Annotated in this window: 18 protein-coding genes and 1 pseudogene; 9 read left to right on the top strand and 10 right to left on the bottom strand. The window is 40.8% G+C overall.

Features of this window, described 5'->3' with window-relative positions; translation table 11 throughout:
* Positions 1 to 3: 3 nt before the first annotated feature.
* A pseudogene (gene nrdJ / locus H6G83_RS23490) lies at positions 4 to 1,074 on the top strand (ribonucleoside-triphosphate reductase, adenosylcobalamin-dependent); the annotation flags it as partial.
* An 89-nt stretch (positions 1,075 to 1,163) separates the two neighbouring features.
* Here the strand turns inward: nrdJ and H6G83_RS23485 are convergent.
* Positions 1,164 to 2,009 carry a lysophospholipid acyltransferase family protein gene (locus tag H6G83_RS23485; protein WP_190476398.1) on the bottom strand — a complete coding sequence of 282 codons (846 nt, stop codon included), beginning with the start codon at positions 2,007 to 2,009 and terminating at the stop codon, positions 1,164 to 1,166.
* A 245-nt stretch (positions 2,010 to 2,254) separates the two neighbouring features.
* Between H6G83_RS23485 and H6G83_RS23480 the strand changes: the two genes are divergently transcribed.
* Both H6G83_RS23480 and H6G83_RS23475 read left to right on the top strand, forming a co-directional pair.
* Positions 2,255 to 3,361, top strand: coding sequence for a D-alanine--D-alanine ligase family protein (locus H6G83_RS23480; protein WP_190476387.1), 1,107 nt, complete (start codon positions 2,255 to 2,257; stop codon positions 3,359 to 3,361).
* A gap of 353 nt (positions 3,362 to 3,714) precedes the next feature.
* Entirely contained in the window at positions 3,715 to 4,335 is a 621-nt protein-coding gene (locus tag H6G83_RS23475) for a hypothetical protein (protein WP_313936843.1), read from the top strand.
* A gap of 109 nt (positions 4,336 to 4,444) precedes the next feature.
* Here the strand turns inward: H6G83_RS23475 and bchE are convergent, their stop codons facing one another.
* Entirely contained in the window at positions 4,445 to 6,085 is a 1,641-nt protein-coding gene (gene bchE, locus H6G83_RS23470; RefSeq protein ID WP_190476385.1) for a magnesium-protoporphyrin IX monomethyl ester anaerobic oxidative cyclase, read from the bottom strand.
* Between the two features lie 971 nt (positions 6,086 to 7,056).
* Here bchE and H6G83_RS23465 point away from each other — a divergent pair.
* Complete coding sequence (locus H6G83_RS23465; protein WP_190476384.1) at positions 7,057 to 7,419, top strand: hypothetical protein; 363 nt, start codon at positions 7,057 to 7,059, stop codon at positions 7,417 to 7,419.
* A gap of 242 nt (positions 7,420 to 7,661) precedes the next feature.
* Here H6G83_RS23465 and H6G83_RS23460 read toward each other — a convergent pair whose 3' ends face one another.
* On the bottom strand, positions 7,662 to 8,630 hold the full coding sequence (locus H6G83_RS23460; protein ID WP_190476397.1) for a CHAD domain-containing protein: 969 nt from the start codon (positions 8,628 to 8,630) through the stop codon (positions 7,662 to 7,664).
* Positions 8,631 to 8,980: 350 nt separating this feature from the next.
* Between H6G83_RS23460 and H6G83_RS23455 the strand changes: the two genes are divergently transcribed.
* A complete protein-coding gene (locus tag H6G83_RS23455) occupies positions 8,981 to 10,048 on the top strand; it encodes a DUF3616 domain-containing protein (protein ID WP_190476383.1) in 1,068 nt (355 codons plus the stop codon).
* On the opposite strand, the gene H6G83_RS23450 is transcribed toward H6G83_RS23455, so the two are convergent.
* Complete coding sequence (locus H6G83_RS23450) at positions 10,045 to 10,449, bottom strand: NIL domain-containing protein (RefSeq protein ID WP_190476382.1); 405 nt, start codon at positions 10,447 to 10,449, stop codon at positions 10,045 to 10,047. The two genes, H6G83_RS23455 and H6G83_RS23450, sit on opposite strands and share 4 nt — an antisense overlap.
* Before the next feature lie 205 nt (positions 10,450 to 10,654).
* Here H6G83_RS23450 and H6G83_RS23445 point away from each other — a divergent pair, with 205 nt between their 5' ends.
* Positions 10,655 to 11,233: a thioredoxin family protein gene (locus H6G83_RS23445; RefSeq protein WP_190476381.1), complete on the top strand. Its 579-nt coding sequence runs from the start codon at positions 10,655 to 10,657 to the stop codon at positions 11,231 to 11,233.
* A 445-nt stretch (positions 11,234 to 11,678) separates the two neighbouring features.
* Here the strand turns inward: H6G83_RS23445 and H6G83_RS23440 are convergent, their stop codons facing one another.
* Both H6G83_RS23440 and H6G83_RS23435 read right to left on the bottom strand, forming a co-directional pair.
* Positions 11,679 to 12,527, bottom strand: coding sequence for a cyanophycinase (locus tag H6G83_RS23440; RefSeq protein ID WP_190476380.1), 849 nt, complete (start codon positions 12,525 to 12,527; stop codon positions 11,679 to 11,681).
* A 281-nt stretch (positions 12,528 to 12,808) separates the two neighbouring features.
* Entirely contained in the window at positions 12,809 to 13,012 is a 204-nt protein-coding gene (locus H6G83_RS23435; protein ID WP_190476379.1) for a hypothetical protein, read from the bottom strand.
* Between the two features lie 300 nt (positions 13,013 to 13,312).
* Here H6G83_RS23435 and H6G83_RS23430 point away from each other — a divergent pair, with 300 nt between their 5' ends.
* Positions 13,313 to 15,247 (top strand): ATP-binding protein, encoded by a 1,935-nt coding sequence (locus tag H6G83_RS23430; RefSeq protein ID WP_190476378.1) that lies wholly within the window; start codon positions 13,313 to 13,315, stop codon positions 15,245 to 15,247.
* Between the two features lie 48 nt (positions 15,248 to 15,295).
* On the opposite strand, the gene H6G83_RS23425 is transcribed toward H6G83_RS23430, so the two are convergent.
* From H6G83_RS23425 to H6G83_RS23415, 3 genes are all read right to left on the bottom strand, one after another.
* Entirely contained in the window at positions 15,296 to 16,339 is a 1,044-nt protein-coding gene (locus H6G83_RS23425) for a 3-deoxy-7-phosphoheptulonate synthase (RefSeq protein ID WP_190476377.1), read from the bottom strand.
* Between the two features lie 337 nt (positions 16,340 to 16,676).
* On the bottom strand, positions 16,677 to 18,335 hold the full coding sequence (locus H6G83_RS23420; RefSeq protein ID WP_190476376.1) for an alpha-amylase family glycosyl hydrolase: 1,659 nt from the start codon (positions 18,333 to 18,335) through the stop codon (positions 16,677 to 16,679).
* A 479-nt stretch (positions 18,336 to 18,814) separates the two neighbouring features.
* Positions 18,815 to 19,192: a DUF1823 family protein gene (locus H6G83_RS23415; RefSeq protein ID WP_190476375.1), complete on the bottom strand. Its 378-nt coding sequence runs from the start codon at positions 19,190 to 19,192 to the stop codon at positions 18,815 to 18,817.
* A gap of 106 nt (positions 19,193 to 19,298) precedes the next feature.
* On the opposite strand from H6G83_RS23415, the gene H6G83_RS23410 reads away from it, so the two are divergent.
* Complete coding sequence (locus tag H6G83_RS23410) at positions 19,299 to 19,604, top strand: acylphosphatase (protein ID WP_190476374.1); 306 nt, start codon at positions 19,299 to 19,301, stop codon at positions 19,602 to 19,604.
* A 2-nt stretch (positions 19,605 to 19,606) separates the two neighbouring features.
* Positions 19,607 to 19,738: a hypothetical protein gene (locus H6G83_RS36040; RefSeq protein ID WP_277876410.1), complete on the top strand. Its 132-nt coding sequence runs from the start codon at positions 19,607 to 19,609 to the stop codon at positions 19,736 to 19,738.
* A gap of 166 nt (positions 19,739 to 19,904) precedes the next feature.
* Here the strand turns inward: H6G83_RS36040 and H6G83_RS36290 are convergent, their stop codons facing one another.
* Positions 19,905 to 20,714: a GNAT family N-acetyltransferase gene (locus H6G83_RS36290; protein WP_190476373.1), complete on the bottom strand. Its 810-nt coding sequence runs from the start codon at positions 20,712 to 20,714 to the stop codon at positions 19,905 to 19,907.
* Between the last annotated feature and the right edge of the window lie 120 nt (positions 20,715 to 20,834).

Genomic DNA, 20,834 nt, shown 5'->3' with positions numbered 1-20,834 from the left:
CTGGAAATTCTTGGTAGCGACTTCCACTGTAATCTATCTGAAGTTCACCTCAATCAAATTGACCCATTTGATTACAAAGAACAAGAGGAGGCTTTCACGGCTGGGGCTTTATCTGTAGCCACACTTTTAAATCACAAGTTCCAAGAACCGCGCTATCAATATAGTCGGGAATTAGACCCAATTGTGGGGGTTTCTTTTACTGGCTTGTTTGATTTCTTTGTCCATGCTTTTGGTGTGGACTGGTTGCGCTGGTGGGAGGAAGGAAGACCGGAAACAACCCAAGGGTTGGCGTTTAAACGCGAGGAAGAAAAATATCTCACTTCTTGGCGCGAGATTGTGCATCGGGTAGTGTGGGATTATTGCGATCGCCACAACATTAAACGCCCGAACCGTTGTACTACAGTCCAACCCAGTGGGACAAAATCACTATTAACTGGTGCTAGTCCTGGTTGGCATCCCCCCAAAGCCCAAAGGTTTATCCGCCGCATTACTTTCGGCAAAAATGACCCCGTAGCCTTGGCTTGTCTTGACTACGGTTACAACGTCATACCCTCGCAGTCAGATAAGGATGAACAAGGTAACTTGCTGAATGATCCCTTCGATCCCAGGGTGAGTGAGTGGTTAGTAGAAATTCCCGTTGCCGTACCTTGGGCTGATATACCGGGTGCTGATACCATCGATATTAGTAAATTTGGTGCGATCGCCCAAATGGATTTCTATATGCAGGTGCAGAAATTCTACGTCACCCACAACACATCTGCAACCATCGAGCTGCGAGAACATGAAGTGGAAACTTTAGGCACACAAATCTGGCAAGCCATACAAAATGATGAAGGTTACATCAGTGCGGCATTGTTGGCTAGGTTTGATGACCATCAAACCTTCCCCCGTCTACCATTTGAACCGATTTCTAAAGCAACCTATGAGCAAATGCTGGCAGAAGTTGCCCAACGTCGCAAAACTGATGATTTCTACACCGTTTTAAGCCGCTATGATTTCGGTGAGTTAATGGAAGTAGGCCCAGCAGGTTGTGACTCTGATAAGTGCATGATGCCTGAACAAAGTCCAAACTAGTCCATAGTCCATAGTCCATAGTCCATAGTCCATAGTCAAATCTATCACTATGGACTTTTGACTAATGACTAATGACTAATGACTAATGACTAATGACTAGACTCACACACTAGTTTGTCTAACTCATGCTGCATCTTGGTTAAAACCAAGTTGTAGCATTCGTTGACATAATGGCGATCGCTTGCGGCTTCTCTGCCATAATGTGCAAAGACAATCGGTGGACAAACCCGCGTGTGTATGGTCACAGGAAAAGGAATATTCGGTAAAGGCCCAATCGATAGACCCCAAGGCCAGCCTAAATAAATCGGAAATACCACCGGATCAATACCCAGTAACCAAGGCATTCCTTTATCATGCAATTGCTTGACAAATTTATATATATCTGCTAATACAATTAAAGTATCGTGAGCGCCAGAGGAAATCATCGGCATAATTGGTACATTTTCCCGCAGTGCTAGCTTGATAAATCCTTGTCTGCCAGCAAAATAAATTTTATGACGTAGTTCATAAGGTCGAAAAGCATCTTCTGCTCCCCCTGGATACACCAGTACACTAGCTCCAGAACGCAAAGCAGCATAAGCCATTTTCGGATGAGCTATAATCGCCCCAGTTTTAGCCATTAGCCCTGCTATCGGTGGGCTAACCTGCCAAACCGTGGGGTGCATCAGACCGTAAACTGGTCGTTCTACTCCAAATCGGCGAAACCAGTCATACATCATCATAAACATATCAGGAACCGCTATTCCCCCATTATGGGAACCAACTAATAAAACTTTTTCCTGTGCTGGGATGTGTTCCCAACCACTGGTTTGCACGCGAAAATAATAATCGTAGAAAAAGCCCATCATGGGCATGACAGCTTTAATAAACTCTGGATCTCGCTTGTCTAAAGACCATCCGAGTTTTGTGTTGCGGGTATGTTGCTTTTGTGACAAAGTTAAAGTCATTAGTCCACAGTCAATAGTCAATAGTCATTAGTCCATAGTCCACAGTCATTAGTCAATAGTCATTGGTCATTAGTCAATAGTCATTGGTCATTAGTCAATAGTCAATAGTCAATAGTCATTAGTCAACTGACCACTGTCAACTGTTAACTGATAACTGATAACTGATAACTGATAACTGTCAACTGACAAAATTGTGATACGCTATCAGCGTCGGGTGTGTAAAGGTAGTAAAGATGAGTAAGTTGCGGGTGGGATTGTTGTTTGGCGGGCGTTCTGGGGAGCATGAAGTATCTATAAATTCAGCAAGGGCGATCGCAACAGCTCTCAGTGCTGGGGAAAATGCTAGTAAGTACGAAATACTGCCTTTTTATATCCAAAAAAATGGGCGGTGGTTAGCAGGAGAAGCACCGCAAACTGTACTAAAATCGGGTGTGCCTCTGTTAGAATCCTCATCCCCATCAGCAACTGACAATAATATTGTATCTAACCCCCAACAACAAACCCTGGAACGTTGGCAGTCACCTTCCCAAGTGGCGGAGGTGGATGTTTGGTTTCCTATTCTTCACGGGCCTAATGGTGAAGATGGGACAATTCAAGGTTTACTTACCCTGATGCAAATTCCTTTCGTCGGTTCTAGCGTTTTGGGTTCCGCTTTGGGAATGGATAAGATAGCCATGAAGATGGCTTTTGCCCAAGCGGGAATACCCCAGGTGAAATATAAGGCTGTGACTAGAGCGCAGATATGGTCTAATCCTTGTATATTCCCCAAATTATGTGATGAAATAGAAGCGGATTTGGGCTATCCCTGTTTTGTGAAACCAGCTAATCTGGGGTCATCTGTGGGAATTTCTAAAGTGCGATCGCGCCAAGAATTAGAAAATGCTTTAGATAATGCGGCTCAATATGACCGTCGAATTATTGTAGAAGCTGGTGTTGTCGCTAGAGAAGTCGAATGTGCTGTTTTAGGTAACGACCAACCCCAAGCTTCCGTTGTTGGTGAAATTACCTTTGATAGTGACTTTTATGATTATGAAACTAAATATACCCAAGGTAAAGCAGATTTACTAATCCCTGCCGCTATTCCCAACGACATCAGCAGTAAAATTCAAGACATGGCTTTGCAAGCCTTCGCTGCTGTTGACGCTGCTGGTTTAGCCAGAGTAGACTTTTTCTACTTAGAAGCTACAGGCGAAGTGTTGATTAATGAAATTAACACTCTACCAGGTTTCACCGCTACCAGTATGTATCCCCAACTCTGGGCCCATAGCGGCATCCCCTTTCCAGAATTAGTAGATAAATTAGTCCAACTGGCAATAGAAAGACACAATCCTAGTCATTAGTCATTAGTCCATAGTCCATAGTCCATAGTCCACAGTCCATAGTCCACAGTCCATAGTCCATAGTCCATAGTCCATAGTCCACAGTCCATAGTCCACAGTCCATAGTCCATAGTCCATAGTCCATAGTCCACAGTCCCATTTCCCCTTTCCCCCTTTCCCCTTTCCCCCTTCCCCCTTCCCCCTTCCCCTTTCCCCAATTTGTAGCCTAGATAGCACAAAAAAACTACTAAAATCGTTAAATCGGCTACGGATACCTCTTAGCTCGCCCCTTTAGTACAATCAAGAACTAGAGGGGAAATAATCTGAAAGTGATCATGGAAAACAATCAGAGCATAAAGCATGAGCTAAATCAGGTGAAAAGACCTAAAGCAGTGCTAAAAAGTAGTAAATCCGTAGCCATCAGTAGCTATAAAATTTTTATCTATCTGCTGACACGTCATCCCTTACTTTTATTGGTTGGAGTGTTTACAACACTTATGGGAACGGCTGGTATGGCTTTGCATAGCATAGCCCATGTGGGAGATGTGGAACCTTTCGAGTCAGAACCAGTGCCAGCAGTAGTTGAGCAACCAATTACTACAATTACTTCTGAGAATAGCAATCCTCTACCTTTATGGATGATAGTAGCGATCGCTCTCAGTTGTGCCAGTGGTAGCTTAGTAATTTTTCGTTTACTTAACCCGCCACCACAGCGTCCTCAAGTCCAAAAGCGACAGGCTATTTTTTATCAAGCGCCATCTACACCAACCCGCGCCCGCAAACAACCGCCTGTTATCCAGACTCAGCCCATTTCTGCACCAAGCCAAACATCACGGCCGACCAGACGGAAGCAGACTACCCAGAAACCTATAATTACAGTTATGCAATCAGAACAGAGAAATCCCTTTGAGGATGGCAAGGAGTCCTTGGTTGACTTATTAGATTGGCGTAAGCATAATTCTTTGACTTCGATTTTACAGCAGTATTCCTCTTAATTCGGTAAAGGGTAATAGCGAATAGGTAATTGTTTTCTACTATTACCAATTACCCATTACCCATTACCAATTACCAATTACCCATTACCCATTACCAATTCCCAAAGTATCAATTAATAGGCTTACTTGTAGGTAAATCTTCTTGTGGTTCGTGATATTCTAGATCATTGGGTGCGCCGCAAGCAGAAATATTTCCGGTGAAATTTACATCTGCCATGAGTTCGGGATGTTCTTGTTTGCGTTGGGCTATTTGTTCACGGGTGAGAATCTTGGACTCATCAAAACCTAGCTCAATTTCTGTGTGTAAACCTTTATATTTGACTCGGTTGAGGTTGTAGAAGCGTTTGTTGAGGGTGGTTTTGACAAATGCTTTCAAGCAACCTAAAAGATACCTGCGTTTGAAAGAGTCTTTGACAAACCAATACTCGAAGGTTTTACGGAGATAAAAGCGGGCGTAGTTGCGTAATACACCTTTGAGAACGTCTTCCCTTTCCATTGCGTCTGGTTTCATGATGGGGGTGACGAAGTTGTATTGAGAATAATCTCTAACTTCTACGCGATCGCCCAAATCCTGAAATAATTCGGAAAATGGCCAAGGGGTAAACATATTCCAGTTTACCATGTCGGCTTTCCAATCTAACGCCATGTTGTAGGTTTCTTCAATAGTCTCTGGGGTTTCGTTCTCCAAACCCATAATAAATTGAGCTTCGGCAACAATGCCATTTTGCCTTAAAAGTTGAATCGCCCGTTTGTTTTGTTCGATAGTCGTTTCTTTACGGAACAAATTCAACTTTAACTGCGCCGCAGCTTCTGTCCCCAAGGAAACGTGAACTAGTCCGGCTTGACGGTAAAGTGGTAATTCTTGCTCATCTCGTAATATATCTGTCACCCTAGTATTAATTCCCCAGTGAACGCCTAAGTTTCTTTCGATTAACTCATTACACAGGGCGATAAATTTGGGTTTGTTAATTGTTGGTTCTTCGTCAGCCAGAATGAAAAAGCCTACCTTGTGTTCTTTAACCAAGATTTCAATCTGATCAACGAATTTTTTGGGACTGCTGGAACGATATTTCCGCCAAAATGCCCACTGAGAACAAAAGCGACAAGTGAATGGACATCCCCTAGCATAGTTGGGAACAGCTACCCGCACGTTAAGCGGAGTGTATATATATTTACTCCAGTCTAATAGACTCCAATCTGGGGTTAGAGTATCTAAATCAGCAATGGGGGGATGGGCTGGTGTGGCGATGACTTTGCCTGATTCTTGGAAGGCTATACCTAATATATCATGGCGTTCACCTACGGTGGGCGGAACGCCATCGCTCTTATCTGTACCATTGGCGATCGCCTTGAGCAAATTAACTGTAATTTCTTCCCCTTCCCCTCGGATAATATAATCTACCCAAGGCGCTTCATTGAGAACCTCACTATACATATAAGTAGGATGAATCCCACCCATAATTGTCGTTGCTTGGGGACAAACTTCTTTGACAATCTTCAGGGTTTTTTGGGATTGATAAATCATCGGTGTAATCGCCGTAGCTAACACTACATCTGGTTGATGTTGGGCGATTATTTTAGCTAACACATCATCGGGAATATCATCCGTCATCGCATCAATAAAACGGATATTAGTGAAGCCTGCTGTCTTCAACGCCCCACCCACATAAGGAACCCAACTCGGCGGCCAATTTCCAGCAATTTCCGCACCACCAGAATGATAGTTGGGTTGTATCATCATGATCCGCATAAACTACCTCTGAATTGTTGAAATTTGTTCTCGCTAAGATGGGAATGGCTATAACTTGGTAATTGGTAATAGGTAATTGGTAATTGATGATGGTAGAAAATAATTACCTATTCACTATGATTTCTGACTAAAGAAATCACTAATTTAGCCAAACTTGATCTCGAAATATTCTTGTAGCGTTTCGGAGAAAGCCTTCCCATTCACAATTGATAGGAGCGGCAGTAAATACTTATTTAGTATATAGCTATTCAGTTATTAAAGTCAAAAATGAGTAATGCTTTTTAAAACTTAATCAAGACTTACGCAACTGAAACTTGGGGTAGGGTGCGAAAATCTATCATCTTACTCATCTGCGTACCCTGCGGGTACGCGGTAGTGTTGCGTAGCAAAGGCTGCGCCAACATCTGCGTTCATCTGCGTTCGATTTTTTCCCAATCTAATGCCACATTTTAGGTTAGACACGCCACTACTTAATATTTACTTTATAAATGACCTCTTACTCCCCTCTCCTCGTAGGAGCGAAAAGTCTGAGCGCCGGCTTCCGGCGATCAGAACTTTTCAAGAGAGAGGGGTTGGGGGAGAGGTCAAAACAACGCTTGTCGAACTCAAGTTAATTTATTCTGCCTAACGTAGAGGAGTTTAGGTAATTATTACATATCTCCACTATTGACTAATGAAGGAACTCAACCTGTAAGGGGATGGTGATATTGATGTTTAGGTTGAATACTAAAAAAAACAAGATGTAACCGCATAACCAATGTTGATTTTTGTTGAGTGATTGCTAAAGAAATCTGTTGAAAATGAGAGACTAGAGAAACTCAACTTAAAACAGTTGTATGAGAGTGAACGGATTTCACACTAAGCAATTTTTCCACCTCATGTAAGTTAGTAACTAAAGATGACTCTATAATCATCTCTTAGTTGTTCAGTTTACATCAGTATTTTACTCTACAAAATAAGGGTGAAGTTCTATGAAACAACCATATCTCTCCCCCGATGATTTTCCTACTCATAAAACAACGCTAATTAGTGAAATATTACTTAGTCAATTAGAAGAGACGACGAAGAAAAGCTTTTATTTAGCTTGTAAGCAAACGGTACGGATTTTACTATCCAGTTGCCATTGGTATTTTAAAGTAAATGGCGGCATTCTCATGCTAATTATGGTCTGTCATGATATCGAAAGCTACCAAAATATCATGATGGTAGTTCCTTACTTAGCTAATAAGTTGAAGCGCTTTGCTAACCAAGCAAAAATTAGTATTAGTTCGCCAGTTAACCAAGGCATCCCTTGGGTTATCAGCATTAATCAAATCATACCAGAGGAAGAATAATTTAGTCATTAGTCATTAGTCATTAGTCATTGGTTAATTAACTAATGACTAGTAACTTTTCCATGTATTTGATTGTTAATTTGCCGATTTTGATATGGCACTTGGGGTAGGGTGCGTCAGATGTGGAAAATCCTTGAATGTGTAGGAAATTATTGGTGCTGACGCACCTTACATTTAGTTTGATTATGACTCTTGTACCCCAGGGTTGGATGATGGAGATAGCATTGACAACTGACAACTGACTAAACAGGTTGTAATATTGTCATATGAAAGTTATGCCTATTTTCGGCTGTTAGGTATTTTTCTTGTAAAGGTTGCCATTGTTGCCACCAATGAAAGCGATTTTCTGCGACTAATTTAGCCAGAGTTGGTAATTCATCATTCAGTTCTGACTTAAAGACCTCTACCAGCCACTCACCCATAACCATGCTGTCTTGAATATTACCTAGAATGTCTTGGATACTTTTGACTTCTGTAATATATGCCGCGTAAGCTTCACTATATAACTCAGTAAATAATTCCATTTGGTAGCGCACACGCTTGGCTTGTTTTCGCAAACTGTGAATAGTCTCGCCTTTTGTTGTTAATTGTTCTTCTACTTTATCGGCTTTCCAGTCAGTGCGAATTTTTACCTCAGATTCTACAACATGAGTTCCTACTAATAACCCAGGATGCAGTAAGAAAGTGCTGACTTCTGGTAATAACAAATCTGGTAATACTTGCTTAATTGGTAAAGATGCTAATGGTTGATAACTAGGTTTTTCTAACCAGTCTTCTAATGTCTGTTTTAAAGACTTATAAGATTCATCTTTCAAGGTTTCTAGGGTTTTCTCTAAAGCGCTTTCTCTTTGTTTACTTAAAGCATCAAAGGCTTTTTGTAGGGTTTTTTGTTCTTTTTGGGGTAAATTTGGCTGATAAGTGGTTTCTAAAGTTTCTTTTAAAACATCTAAGTCTCGTAGATTACCAAGACGACGGGCAATTTTACCAATATTTTTATCATTGGCTGGTTTCGACAAATTTAAGGCTATACCAAATCTGCTAATAGCTGTACGTAACCGACGCATCCCTACTCGCATCTGGTGTAATGCTTCTGGGTCTTCATCTTTCTTAACAGCTTTTTCCCACTTTAGGGTTTTCTTAAAGTGTTTTTGAATAGCTTCGTAAGCATAATCTCCAAGCGTTTCTACTTTGGTTTCTGTAGCTACTTTCATCATTGATAGTAATTATTTATTTAAGCAGGTTATTGAATGATAGCAAATAATAGGATTAGTGAAAATTTGCTATCTATCTTTTGATATGTTTTTTTCGAGTAAATCCTTCTTTGTAAGTATAATTAAGCTCAATTCTAGATATAGAATTAATACGTGGTTTGTAAAATATACTTAGGGTGAGTATTACTCATCAAAATCATGATACAGTGGGCATTACTCATACTACGGATACTACAAATAAAGATATTTTTGCAGAAATTAAAGCCAGTCTCTTTTTAAGATAGAGGTTTGGAGAGAGGTTTTCCAGATACCATGAAAAGTTATATCCCTAACCTCAGAGGTTCGATGAGATGGTAGACTTACAGCAACTTCAGAAAGTGACGCTGACATTTACTAATAGTTTTCAGAAGCATAGAGAAGATATTTCGGCTGTATTACTGACTCAAAATCAGCATTTATGGTTGGGTTCAGATGAAACTACCACAATTGAGCGTTTATCTTTGGCTGATAGCGGTAAATTTACGAACCACCAACAATTTAGGGTAGCAGAATTTATCGATTTACCAGCACCAGAAGATGAAGAGATTGATATTGAAGGATTAGCCTATGCTGATAATTACTTGTGGTTTGTTGGTTCTCATAGCTACAAACGTAAAAATGTTAAATCAGACAAAACTGATGAGGAAAATATTTCTCGATTAGCAAAAGTTGCCTCAGAAGGAAACCGCTACGTTTTGGGCAGGATTCCCCTTGTCAATGGGCAATTGTATAAATCTTGTCCTCATCCAAACAATCCCAATCAGCAGTTAATTGCAGCAAAATTAGAGTTAACAAAGCAAGGAAATATTTTGATGTCGGCTTTGGCTGATGATCCGCATTTAGGTTTTTTTGTGGAAGCTGCGATTCCAGGGAAAGATAACGGCTTTGACGTTGAAGGTTTGGCGGTTTATGAAAATAAGGTTTTTCTGGGTTTGCGCGGGCCTGTGTTGCGTGGTTGGGCAATAATTTTAGAAATCGAGTTAGAAGATTCTAGCTCTGGTTTGATGAAATTAGGCAAGATTGGCGAAAAAAAACAAGGGTATAAAAAATATTTTGTTTGGTTGAATGGGTTGGGAATTCGTGATTTGTGTGTAGTCGATAAAGACTTGTTGATTTTAGCTGGCCCAACTATGGATTTAGATGGGCCAGTCCAAATTTATCGGTTAGAAAACGGTGTGAATTTACAAGAAAATATTCTCAATAGACCGAAGTTATTCCAAGAAATTGCCTATGGCGATCGCAATGACCATGCTGAAGGGATAACATTATTTGATGATATCTCCGGTGTACCTTCAATATTGGTTGTTTATGACTCTCCCGCAAAGGAGAGATTGCTGGGTGATGATAGTGTAATCGCCGATGTGTTCCAATTAAGTTAAAGATTGGTGGAGATTGCTTGTACAGGACAGGTAGGTATACACTGCTCACAGACAATACAACGCGATCGCGTGAAGGTTAACTTATAGGTATCTGGGTGTAAAGTCAACGCTTCTGTCGGACAAACCCCAGTACACAAACCGCAGTGAACGCATACATCTTCATCAACCACAATCTCCCCTAAAGTAAGAGATACATGAATATGGCGCGATCGCATCCATTCTATAGCCGCATCTAGCTGATCAATATCTCCCGACAATTCCACCACCAGTTTGCCAATTTGATTAGGCGCAACCTGAGCGCGGATAATATTTGCAGCCACATTAAAATCCTTCGCCAGCACATAAGTCACTGGCATTTGTATAGCACGTTTGGGGAAGGTGAGAGTAACTCGTTTTTTCACAGATTTAGCAGAGTTGTTTCTTTCTCTGTTGTAGCGTAATTAGTCAATAGTCATTAGTCAATAGTCAATAGTCATTAGTCAATAGTCAGTAGTCAATAGTCAATAGTCACCTGTCACCTGTCACCTGTCACCTGTCAACTGACAACTGTCAATAGTCAGTTACACTAAAAATGAGATTACTTAATAAGATTTAATAAATTTTGTTATGACTACAGATTCACCTAGTAAGCGAGAAACTACGGCGGGAAAGCGGTTGAGAAACTTTTTGATTGCTATTGTGGCGATCGCTCTCGGCGTGGCTTTATTCTTAGGATTACGGACGGAAACAACTGCTGTCTCCCTAGAAAAGTTAAATCAAGCTTCCACACCTCTGGAAGTGGCGATTAGCAACGGTAAGCCTTCAATGGTAGAGTTTTATGCTGACTGGTGTACTGTCTGCCAAAAAATGGTTCCAGATATCGCCGCATTGGAAGAACAGTATGCAGACAAGGTGAATTTTGTCATGCTGAACGTGGATAATACTAAGTGGTTGCCAGAAATGCTCAAATATCGGGTGGATGGTATTCCCCATTTTGTATTTTTAAACAAAGCAGGGGAAAGTTTAGCTCAGGCGATCGGCGATCAACCGCGTACAATTATGGCTAATAACTTAGAAGCCTTAGTAACTGGTTCCGCTTTACCCTATGCTCAAGCTAGTGGAAAAGTTTCTAAAGTCTCCGCCCCAGTTGCACCTATCAGTAGTCAAGACGATCCTCGCAGCCACGGCAGTCAAGTTGTAAATTAGAAATGTGTTGACGGTTGACGGTTAACAGTTAACCGTCAACACAAAAAGTTTCTTTTGATTAATGAAAAGTTATCCCCTAAATACAGTTGATAACCTTTCCCAGTCGCCAGTCCCCAGCACTAACTAACGTGAGTTCGATGAACCTCTCCCTCCCAACCTCCCTCTCCTACGAGGCTACGGTGTACACACATCTCTATGTTGAGCCAAACAGATCATTTGATCCCCCATTATCCCCCTTAATAAGGGGGACTTTGAGAGCTTCCCCCCTTTTTTAAGGGGGGTTAGGGGGGATCAAAACGCCGTGGGACAAGTTTATATGACTTGTGTGTACACTGTAGCTCCTACGAGGAGAGGGAGGAGAAACGAAAAAATCACCGTCTTACACCCCTCTCCTTGTAGGAGAGGGGTTGGGGGTGAGGTCAAAACCGCACTGGTCGAACTCACGTTAACTAGCAGAAGCAACAGGTACAGCATCCACCGCAACACCATTATTTAAAATAGGCTTGCGGGTTTTCAGGTCAAATTTAAAACCATGTGGCAAAATGTGCAGTTTTGCGCCACAAATTGCTAAGGCTTCATCTCTGAGAATTTCATCCATGTTGTTGTATGTGGACTCTGATTCATCGACAATTGTGACTGAACCTTGCCCAATAATTTCAATTTGGTTGTCAGTCACAACCATAGCTGTATTCTCGTCAATCCCAAATCCTAAGACAACAGGTTCTCTAATTAAGGCTGTAATTAAGCGTCCCAACCGTCCGCGTTCAGAAAAATGTTGGTCAATAACTACGCCTGGAAGAAAACCCAACCCAGGCCCCATTTCTACAATCTCTAAACGAGGATTGGTTTCTGAATCACCAACAACAATCATTTTATCCGGCATAACAGCCGCGCCGGCACTAGTACCACCAATAACTATACCTTCCGCAGCGCGTTCGTGAATTGCTTTGTCCAGTTCAGTTCCTTTAAGAATACTAGTAATGCGGGCTTGATCTCCGCCTGTAAAAAATATACCTGTTGCTTTACTAACTGCTTCCAATGCAGTCGATGAAGCAGCATCTTCACGAGTTTCTGTATCAACTATCCGCACGCTTTCCGCACCCAAGCGTTCAAAAACTCTAATATAATTTTCTCCTACTTCTCTTGGTAGCTCTGTCGCCGCAGTCATAATTATAATATTAGCTTTTGTACCACCTGCCCGTCGGACAAACTCCCGTAATATCTGCGAATCACCTTCTTTATCTTCTGCACCACCAATAATTACCAACTGCCGTTTATTTTCAGCCGCAGCCATAATAACTCCTAAAATAAATTCATTTATGTATTATCAATAAAGCATGACATTCATAGGTATCAAATCGCCCATCCGATAGATAAGCTAGGTAGAGAATTGCTGAATTTTCTTGTAAAAAATATTGATAAAATAGTCAATAATTACCAATTAATACATATATAGATTTAATTCGTAATAGGTAATCTTGCCAATTAATTACCTATTACTGGAATATTTATTTGCCTAAATTCCATCAAAAATGCTTTCAAGTCAGCAGAAAGTAAAAATTTAATTCAACCTGTTTAGACAACGCGGTTTCTGTAGAGAAGGTTCATCAAAAAAAACCTTGCTTGTTCTAACGGCAGATGTCTGGGTTTACCTTGATAAACAATTTGGTATTCTTCTATATCCGGGCCATCTCCGTGACCGGAAATCAGTTTCATGTGAAAAGCTTCTTCTGCAAGTTGTCTAATTTCGTCTCTGAGGTCAGTTTGTGTGCTATTCATAACTTGACTGTCTCTCGTAACCATCCTTTTCTTTATATAAATTTTTGACCAGCCTTACACCCTTCAAAGGTTATATTTTTGTTGACGGTTGACAGGACTCAGGACAAGATACTGAGCTAAATACTAGTGTAATTATGCCTTACGATAGTTGAAAATGCTGATGAGTAAAGTTAACTTCAAACAGTCAGACTGTAAATTAATTACAGTCAAAATTATCATCTAAGTAATCTTCGATGGTTAAGGTTCATTAGTTGAAATAAACGTTAAATTTAGAGGTGTTTAGCCAGAGGTTTAGCATCAATGGTTCAGGAAACAAGCACCGAATTAGTCCGCATTAATGCCAGAAAGACAGATGTATTTGATCTCTTCAACTATCGGTATTATGCAGGGCCTAACCCTAGTTTGGATACGGGGGCGCTAGTATTTGATTTTGCGGTAGTGCCAGATAGAGAGCCTTTACCTATTGGAGATTATGTAACGAAAGTAGGCGATCGCTATCCCCATCTGCGCGACCAAAACCATGAAACCTATGCTCACTTATTTGCCCAAACAGTATCCGAAGTGGGCAAATTAGACATGAATTTACACCTGAATCGCTGGAGTGTAAAAAGTGGCGATGGTCTCCGACCGACCGTAGGTCATCGCTACTCAAGAATTGCCGTGCAAGCACTGCACGAACGCACAATTAGATCAGTAGTCTACCTAGTTTGGGACTGGTTTGAAGCCATCACCCAAGACGATGAATTTTTCTGGGATGACCAGCTTGTCACCTTGCAAAATAGATTCCGTCAATCTGTTTACGGCGGCCCCACAGTCTACGCCTTATTACGGACAGCCTACGAAAAAGGTATACCCACATTCTACCTGTGGGATGAAGGGCTAATGCAATACGGCTGGGGAAAAAAACATATCCGGGGTGTAGCCACAACCTTCAACTGCGACAGCCATATTGACTCTGACTTTACCACCCGTAAAGACGACTGCAAAGCATTTCTCAACACCTTGGGTTTTCCCGTCCCCCAAGGTGAAATTGTTTACTCAGAAAAAGAAGCCAGACAAGTAGCCAGAGACATTGGTTATCCAGTAGCAGTCAAGCCAGTAGTGGGACATAAAGGAATTGGTGTCACCGCAGACGTACAAGATGGAGATGAACTAGAAAAAGCTTACGATAGAGCATTAGCCGCCATTCCCGACAACGAACCCACAAGAATAATTGTCGAACAAAGCATCAAAGGCAAAGATTTTCGTTTGTTGTGTGTTAACGGTCGATTTGTCGCCGCCACAGAACGCCATCCCGCATCAGTCATAGGTGATGGCGACTCAACCATTTGGGAATTAATTCAGCGAGAAAACCGCAAACCGGCGCGTTTAGATACTCCCACATCACCGATGAGTAAAATCATCGTCGATGATGCGATGGAACACTATCTAGAAGAACAGCGCCTGTCATTAAAAACAGTCCTTGATAAAGGCGAAACCGTTCACTTGCGGAAAGTTGCGAACCTTTCCGCCGGAGGGATGAGCATCAATGCCACCCACACCATTCATGATGACAATATCATCCTGGCGCAAGATATCGCCCAATATTTTCGCCTCACTTGTCTGGGTATTGATGTCATGACCGAAAGCCTTGCCGAATCTTGGAAAGAGGGTAACTTTGCCATCATCGAAATCAACGCCGCACCAGGCGTAATGATGCACCTAAACCCGGCTGTAGGTGATAGTGTTGACGTACCTTCCCACATTTTAGAAACCTTTTTTGCCTCTGGTGTAGATGCCAGAATCCCGATTATCACTTTTAACAAAATAACCGTACAGGAACTGCAAACCACAATTGACCACATTCTCCTGCAACATCCAGAATGGACAATAGGTGCAGTTTGTCGTGATGGAGTTTTCGTCAACCGATCGCAAAAAGTCCTGCGCGAAGATTACAATAGCAACATCCAAAGTTTGCTGCGTAATCCCAAACTCGATTTATTAATAGCAGAATATCCCCAAGATATTCTCGCAGAAGACGGGATGTTTTATTACGGCAGTAATCTAGTAGTGTTAGAAGATCCCACTGAAACAGAAATGATGTTAGCGCGGGATGTCATCGATGGTTCCACCGTCGTGATTAAAAAAGAAAACAGTGTTTCCATTCGGCGCAAAGGGTTAATAGAAGATTACACTTTAGGCGCAGAGGAACCATTCACAAGAGTTTATCTCAAAGAAATCGGTACGATTTTGTAGAGCAATTCGAGGTTTGTAGTAAGGACTTTAGTCCTTACTACAAACTAATTACCTCAGCTTGTCATAAGCAGCCAAAATAATCCTTTCTGTTTCCTCCCAACCAATACAGGGATCAGTTACAGAAACACCATATTTTAATTCTTCCCGTTTACAGTTAATAGGCTGATTACCCTCGGATAAATTTGACTCTAACATCATCCCCACAATTGATGTATTGCCATCAACTATTTGTTGGACAATATTCTCTAACACAGCAGATTGCAACTTGTAATTCTTATTAGTATTACCATGACTACAATCAATAACAATTCTAGAATGTAACTTAGCCTCTTTTAATTTATTTTCTACTTCCTTAACACTCTCCGCATCAAAATTAGGCTGATTACCTCCCCGCAAAATTACGTGACCATAGGCATTACCTTTAGTTTCAAATATACTTACTTGTCCTTCAGGGTTAATACCTAAAAAATTATGGGGCATTCTAGCAGAATGTAACGCATTTAAAGCCACTTGAATATTACCATCAGTGCCATTTTTAAAACCTACAGGCATGGAAAGACCGCTTGCCATTTCCCGGTGAGTTTGCGATTCTGTAGTACGTGCGCCGATCGCTGCCCAAGTAATCAACTCACCAATGTATTGTGGTACGATGGGATCTAACGCTTCCGTAGCTGTGGGCAATCCTAACTCAGTCAGCTTGATCAGTAAATCTCTAGCCAGCAGTAAACCCTTTTCTACAAGGAAGGAATCATCCATTTCTGGATCATTAATTAAACCTTTCCAACCTACGGTAGTGCGGGGTTTTTCAAAATAGACCCGCATGATTAACAGTAGCTTATCTTGGACGCGATCGGCTAGAGCTTTTAACTTGTGGGCATATTCTAGCGCTGCATTAGGGTCATGAATCGAACAAGGCCCAACTACGATAAACTTGCGTCTATCTTGAAAATCTAAGATTTTTTCTATTTCATCTCGGAACTGCAAGACAGTTTTTTCAGCATCTGCGGTTAATGGCAACTTTGCTTTTACTTCGTTCGGAGTTAATAGAATGTGATAATTTTCAATATTGGCGTTAGTTAATTTATTGTGCATAGAAAAGTTCTTGAGATTCCCTGAATGATATTGCGAGCGTATTGACCATCCATATTGTAGAGGAAATGTACAACGCAAATTCAGGAGTTAAGTCAAAAATACTAGACATTATTTAATTCTACCGCGCTGCCCTTGTCAGTTGTTTCCTGCAACTTTTATTTACAGCAGTTTCGATATTCGTGAAATACTGTAGAGACGTTACATGTAACGTCTCTACTTGGTTTTGGGTTCTACACTTGTACCTCATCTACCCAAAATATGCTGTATATACTGAAATAAAAGTAGGGTGGGCAATGCCCACCAAGACCATGACACTACTCAGCACTCAGCAGTCTTTCTACTGCCAAACAAACACCTTAGCTTCATAAGGGCCGATATCAGTCATGATGCCATCATCACCAGCTTCCACATCATAGTTCCCAGTCCACTCATGCCATGTACCACCGGAGGGAAAATTGGGGACATGATAACCAGCTAAGAAGGTTTCGGAGAAATTTGCCACCACTACCACACGAGAACCTTCTTCATTCCAACGACTGTAGGCTAATACCTTAGCTTCTGCATTTTCGTGGATGAAGTCAATATTTTCTGTATACAAGGCATGATTACTCTTACGCAAAGCAATCAGTCCTTTATAGTAGTCAAATAAACTACGATTCAGGTCATTGCCTAACAATGTCCAATCAATTTTAGCTTGGTCTTGTTGCTTGGGTTTATATTCGCCAAACTCTTCACCCATCCAAACTAAAGGCACACCTACGGCTGTCATCAAAATAGCTGCGCCTAGTTTAGCCCTTCTAAAAGCTTCCTCATGGAAAATTTCTCGATTACCCAACTCGACCATAATATGGTCATGGTCATGATTTGTGAGATAATTGACTACATTTGTCGCACCCAAAAAGCCCTGACGCTTGGGGTCAATTACATCTTTAAGGTTTTCTAAATCAAAACTATCACCGCAGATATGGGCTTTAATTGTGTGGTAGAAACTATCATGCCAGCATCCATCCATTGGCCCATCTACATTAGTGATGCTGGTTGTTTCTGGGATGTGTTCAGCAATATTATAAAAGGGTTTTGCACCAGCAGTATTTTTTGCTTCCTGCGTAATCCAGTGCATAAAATCATAGTTGGCTATTTGCCGCGCCGCATCATAGCGAATGCCATCTATATGGTATTCTTTCACCCAAAATCGGACTGTATCACCAGTAAATTTTCTTGCTGGGTAAATGTCTAAATTTTCATCATAATGTTCGTAATTAAATTCAGGCCCCCAGTTATTGTCAGGGTCACGGGGTTCATGGTGATACCAATAATCATGGTCTATTTGTGTTAACGGACTGGATGCTTCTGAATGGTTATAAATCCCGTCCATAATGATGCGAATACCCCGTTGATGGCATTCATCAACTAAGTTTTTTAACTCAGCCGTAGAACCATAACTGGTTTCAGTAGCAAAGAAATAGCGAGGATTATAACCCCAACTATAATTACCAGGATATTCTTTTACAGGTAATAGTTCAATAGCATTGATACCCAAGTCACACAAATAATCTAACTTTTCAATCACGTGTTTATATTTGCCCCTTGCATAGGGGTCATCTTCTCCGCCGGAAAAATCTCCAACGTGTAATTCATAAATTACTAATTCATGGTCTGCTGGTAAAGGTTTATCATCATGTTGCCAAACATAAGTATCAACGATTCTTTCACCATCTTTGATGGTGACAATGCCGTTATCTTTGCCACTTAATTCATCAATATTAGTGGCGTAGGGGTCTGTAACATCTACCCATTGGTCTGCTTCAAAAAACCATGATTTTGTCTGAACACGGAATTTATATTGATAAGTACCGTCTTCTAATTCAACAGTTGTCCGAAAATAACCATCATCTCCTTTTTCCATTGGTATTTCTTGCCAATCAGAAAAAGAACCAATTAAGGCAGCGCCTTTGTTATATGGTGCAAATAGATTAAATTCAATGGGCTTTGCCATAAAATTATGTAAAATATATAATGCGGATATTAAATATTTTCTAAATTATTAATCAATTTGCAAATCGGTCATCGGAAATAATTATGCAACTCTTCCTCTATCAAGAGATGTATGCTTACATATATCAATAGTTTATTTATTGGTAATCAATTTCTCTCAAAGCTGATGTTTCAACTGTTTTGTATTGTCTACTATCATTAGATAGATAATCTCAAATAATCAATTTTTACCAAAAACTCAATACCTAACATTAAATATGATGTTATTAATCGAATATATACCAATGTCTTATATCAACAATATTTTTCTTATTCAAGAAGCAGTTTAAACTGAGGTTGGGCATTGCCTACCATCTGCTATAATACTTTTAAAATAGAATAAAAATCTAAATATTTTTTCTCTGTGCCTTTGTGTCTCTGTGGTAATAAACAGTAAAAAAGCTAGGTAATGGATACCTAGCATATCGCTATTACCAACAATTATGCACCCTGATCAATTTTTTGCTGCAAATAACTTAATAACCAATTAGCAGCAGTCGCTCTCCGAGTTTCTCTTGGTGTAAAAGTGCCAATTTTGTAACCCTTAAAACCAAGTTTCTCTTTGGTGATTTGTTTGTATTGTTGAGGAATTGAACGAGTTAATTTCATCGTCGCTGGGCGGCTGTCGAGAAAATTTGGCGGTTCTGGATACTCATCTCGCCATTCTGGAGCCACTGAGCTATTATCCCATTTAGCTGTCGCCGAGTCATAGCGGTAGCCCAAATAGTACCAAACTAATTGCATAACTGTAGCGTCATCGATTTGATCGTTGAGAATACCCCAGATAGTATCGGTATTCAGTGGTGGTAGTTCAGACATAAGCAGTGCAGAATTGGGAATTTAAAATTAGCAGATTTCAATAGAAAAAATCCGTTCTTGATTCACAAACAATGTAGACTGGTAATCGTAAACAATAGATAGGTCAATGCCAAATTCTACACCACAGTCGCAGCTCGTTCGCGCTCATGTCTTCATTGCTGGGAGAGTGCAAGGGGTAGGCTATCGCTATGCCACGGTTGATACCGCCAGCCAATTAGGGTTAACTGGTTGGGTGCGAAATCTTCCCGATGGACGTGTAGAAGCAGTTTTTGAAGGGGCGCGGGAAATTGTAGAAGAAATGGTACGTTGGTGTCATGTAGGGCCGCCGGCTGCTGTGGTTCAAGATGTCAAGGTTGAATATGAAGAACCGGAAGGTTTGCGTGGGTTTGAGGTCAAGCGGTTAGTTAAATAAATTTGACTATATGGTCTAAATTTTCGTTTGGTAACGAAACTGAACCGCGTGGTAACGAAATCAATTGTATTCGTAACGAAACTCAATCCTGTGGTAACGAAACTGAACTTTTGCGTAATATCAAGTTCGGCTAATTACTTATAATATGGTTGTTTTGGTCGGTAATTGGTAATAGCTAATAGGTAATTGTTGCGAGCCATTACCGATTACCCATTACCTATTACCAGCCCCCAATATATGATAAGTATTTAAGCGGACATGATATAACAAAGCCAATTTCTGACACTGCATATTGTGCTGTTAATCTGCTACCGAATATATTGTGACTGGAAAGTACTCCTGAAATCCTATCTGGCGATATATATTGATTCCCATCTGTGATGCTTGCAATGTAGCTACAAGGTATCCCAGACTCCGGGCTTTGTATAGTGCAGCTAATACAATTGCTTTAGCAAAACCTTTTCTGCGTGCTTCTGGGCGTGTGGCGACATAATAAAGCCCAGCTACCTGTCCATCTAAGTATAATGCTGAGGTGGCGACGGGTAAATCATTGTCATAACCAATAAAGCGGATAAATGTTTTTGATTCCCAACCCAGGCTTAACTCTAAGTTATAAAAGGCATCCCATTGTGTATCAGGAATTTCAAAAGCGATCGCTACTATTTCTGTCCAATATTTTAAACTTTGTTGATCACTAACGGTTGTAATCACGAAATCAGCCTTCACAGGTGTTTCTGGCGGTAAAACCGATAAATCAATCGCCATTCCCGACAATATCCCTACATTAATTAATCCCTGGGCTTCTAAATACTTACCCAAATCAGGTGGTTGAGTTGCTGGCCCCGTCCACCATAACATCGGTAGTTGCTTGGTACTAAAGTATTCAAGCGTTTCCCTAATGGTTGTATCTATTTCTTGTGGTTGCAACTGGGTACGGATAACACCATTCAAAAGTGGAGTAGCTACCCCAGTCACAAAACGAATCATATTAGAGCCAAAGTAAAACTCAGTATTGTTAGCTTGGGCATAGTATGTAAAAATTGCAAATATGTTGTTTTCAAGGGTGGTCACTAAGTCGGGTGCTGATAAATCCTGAATAACTTGAGTCACAGGAAAACTCCTACACACAGCTACAACAGTGAGCCTACCATTTTTTGCTTCAGTGCTTATAGTTACTAAGATGATTTTTCTGGGCATTTTGGCATTATGGCAAGCCGAAATCTGGCTGCG

This window comes from Anabaena azotica FACHB-119 (assembly GCF_014697625.1).
Taxonomy (GTDB): domain Bacteria; phylum Cyanobacteriota; class Cyanobacteriia; order Cyanobacteriales; family Nostocaceae; genus Trichormus; species Trichormus azoticus_A.
The sequence above is the reverse complement of the archived record's forward strand: the minus strand, read 5'-3'. Positions and strand labels throughout refer to the sequence as shown.

What these genes read in the sequence shown, in the direction of transcription:
- H6G83_RS23480 (WP_190476387.1), top strand. Translation starts at nt 2,255, where the DNA reads ATGAGTAAGTTGCGGGTGGGATTGTTGTTTGGCGGGCGTTCTGGGGAG.
- bchE (WP_190476385.1), bottom strand. Translation starts at nt 6,085, where the DNA reads ATGCGGATCATGATGATACAACCCAACTATCATTCTGGTGGTGCGGAA.
- H6G83_RS23465 (WP_190476384.1), top strand. Translation starts at nt 7,057, where the DNA reads ATGAAACAACCATATCTCTCCCCCGATGATTTTCCTACTCATAAAACA.
- H6G83_RS23460 (WP_190476397.1), bottom strand. Translation starts at nt 8,630, where the DNA reads ATGAAAGTAGCTACAGAAACCAAAGTAGAAACGCTTGGAGATTATGCT.
- H6G83_RS23455 (WP_190476383.1), top strand. Translation starts at nt 8,981, where the DNA reads ATGGTAGACTTACAGCAACTTCAGAAAGTGACGCTGACATTTACTAAT.
- H6G83_RS23445 (WP_190476381.1), top strand. Translation starts at nt 10,655, where the DNA reads ATGACTACAGATTCACCTAGTAAGCGAGAAACTACGGCGGGAAAGCGG.
- H6G83_RS23440 (WP_190476380.1), bottom strand. Translation starts at nt 12,527, where the DNA reads ATGGCTGCGGCTGAAAATAAACGGCAGTTGGTAATTATTGGTGGTGCA.
- H6G83_RS23435 (WP_190476379.1), bottom strand. Translation starts at nt 13,012, where the DNA reads ATGAATAGCACACAAACTGACCTCAGAGACGAAATTAGACAACTTGCA.
- H6G83_RS23430 (WP_190476378.1), top strand. Translation starts at nt 13,313, where the DNA reads ATGGTTCAGGAAACAAGCACCGAATTAGTCCGCATTAATGCCAGAAAG.
- H6G83_RS23425 (WP_190476377.1), bottom strand. Translation starts at nt 16,339, where the DNA reads ATGCACAATAAATTAACTAACGCCAATATTGAAAATTATCACATTCTA.
- H6G83_RS23420 (WP_190476376.1), bottom strand. Translation starts at nt 18,335, where the DNA reads ATGGCAAAGCCCATTGAATTTAATCTATTTGCACCATATAACAAAGGC.
- H6G83_RS23415 (WP_190476375.1), bottom strand. Translation starts at nt 19,192, where the DNA reads ATGTCTGAACTACCACCACTGAATACCGATACTATCTGGGGTATTCTC.
- H6G83_RS23410 (WP_190476374.1), top strand. Translation starts at nt 19,299, where the DNA reads ATGCCAAATTCTACACCACAGTCGCAGCTCGTTCGCGCTCATGTCTTC.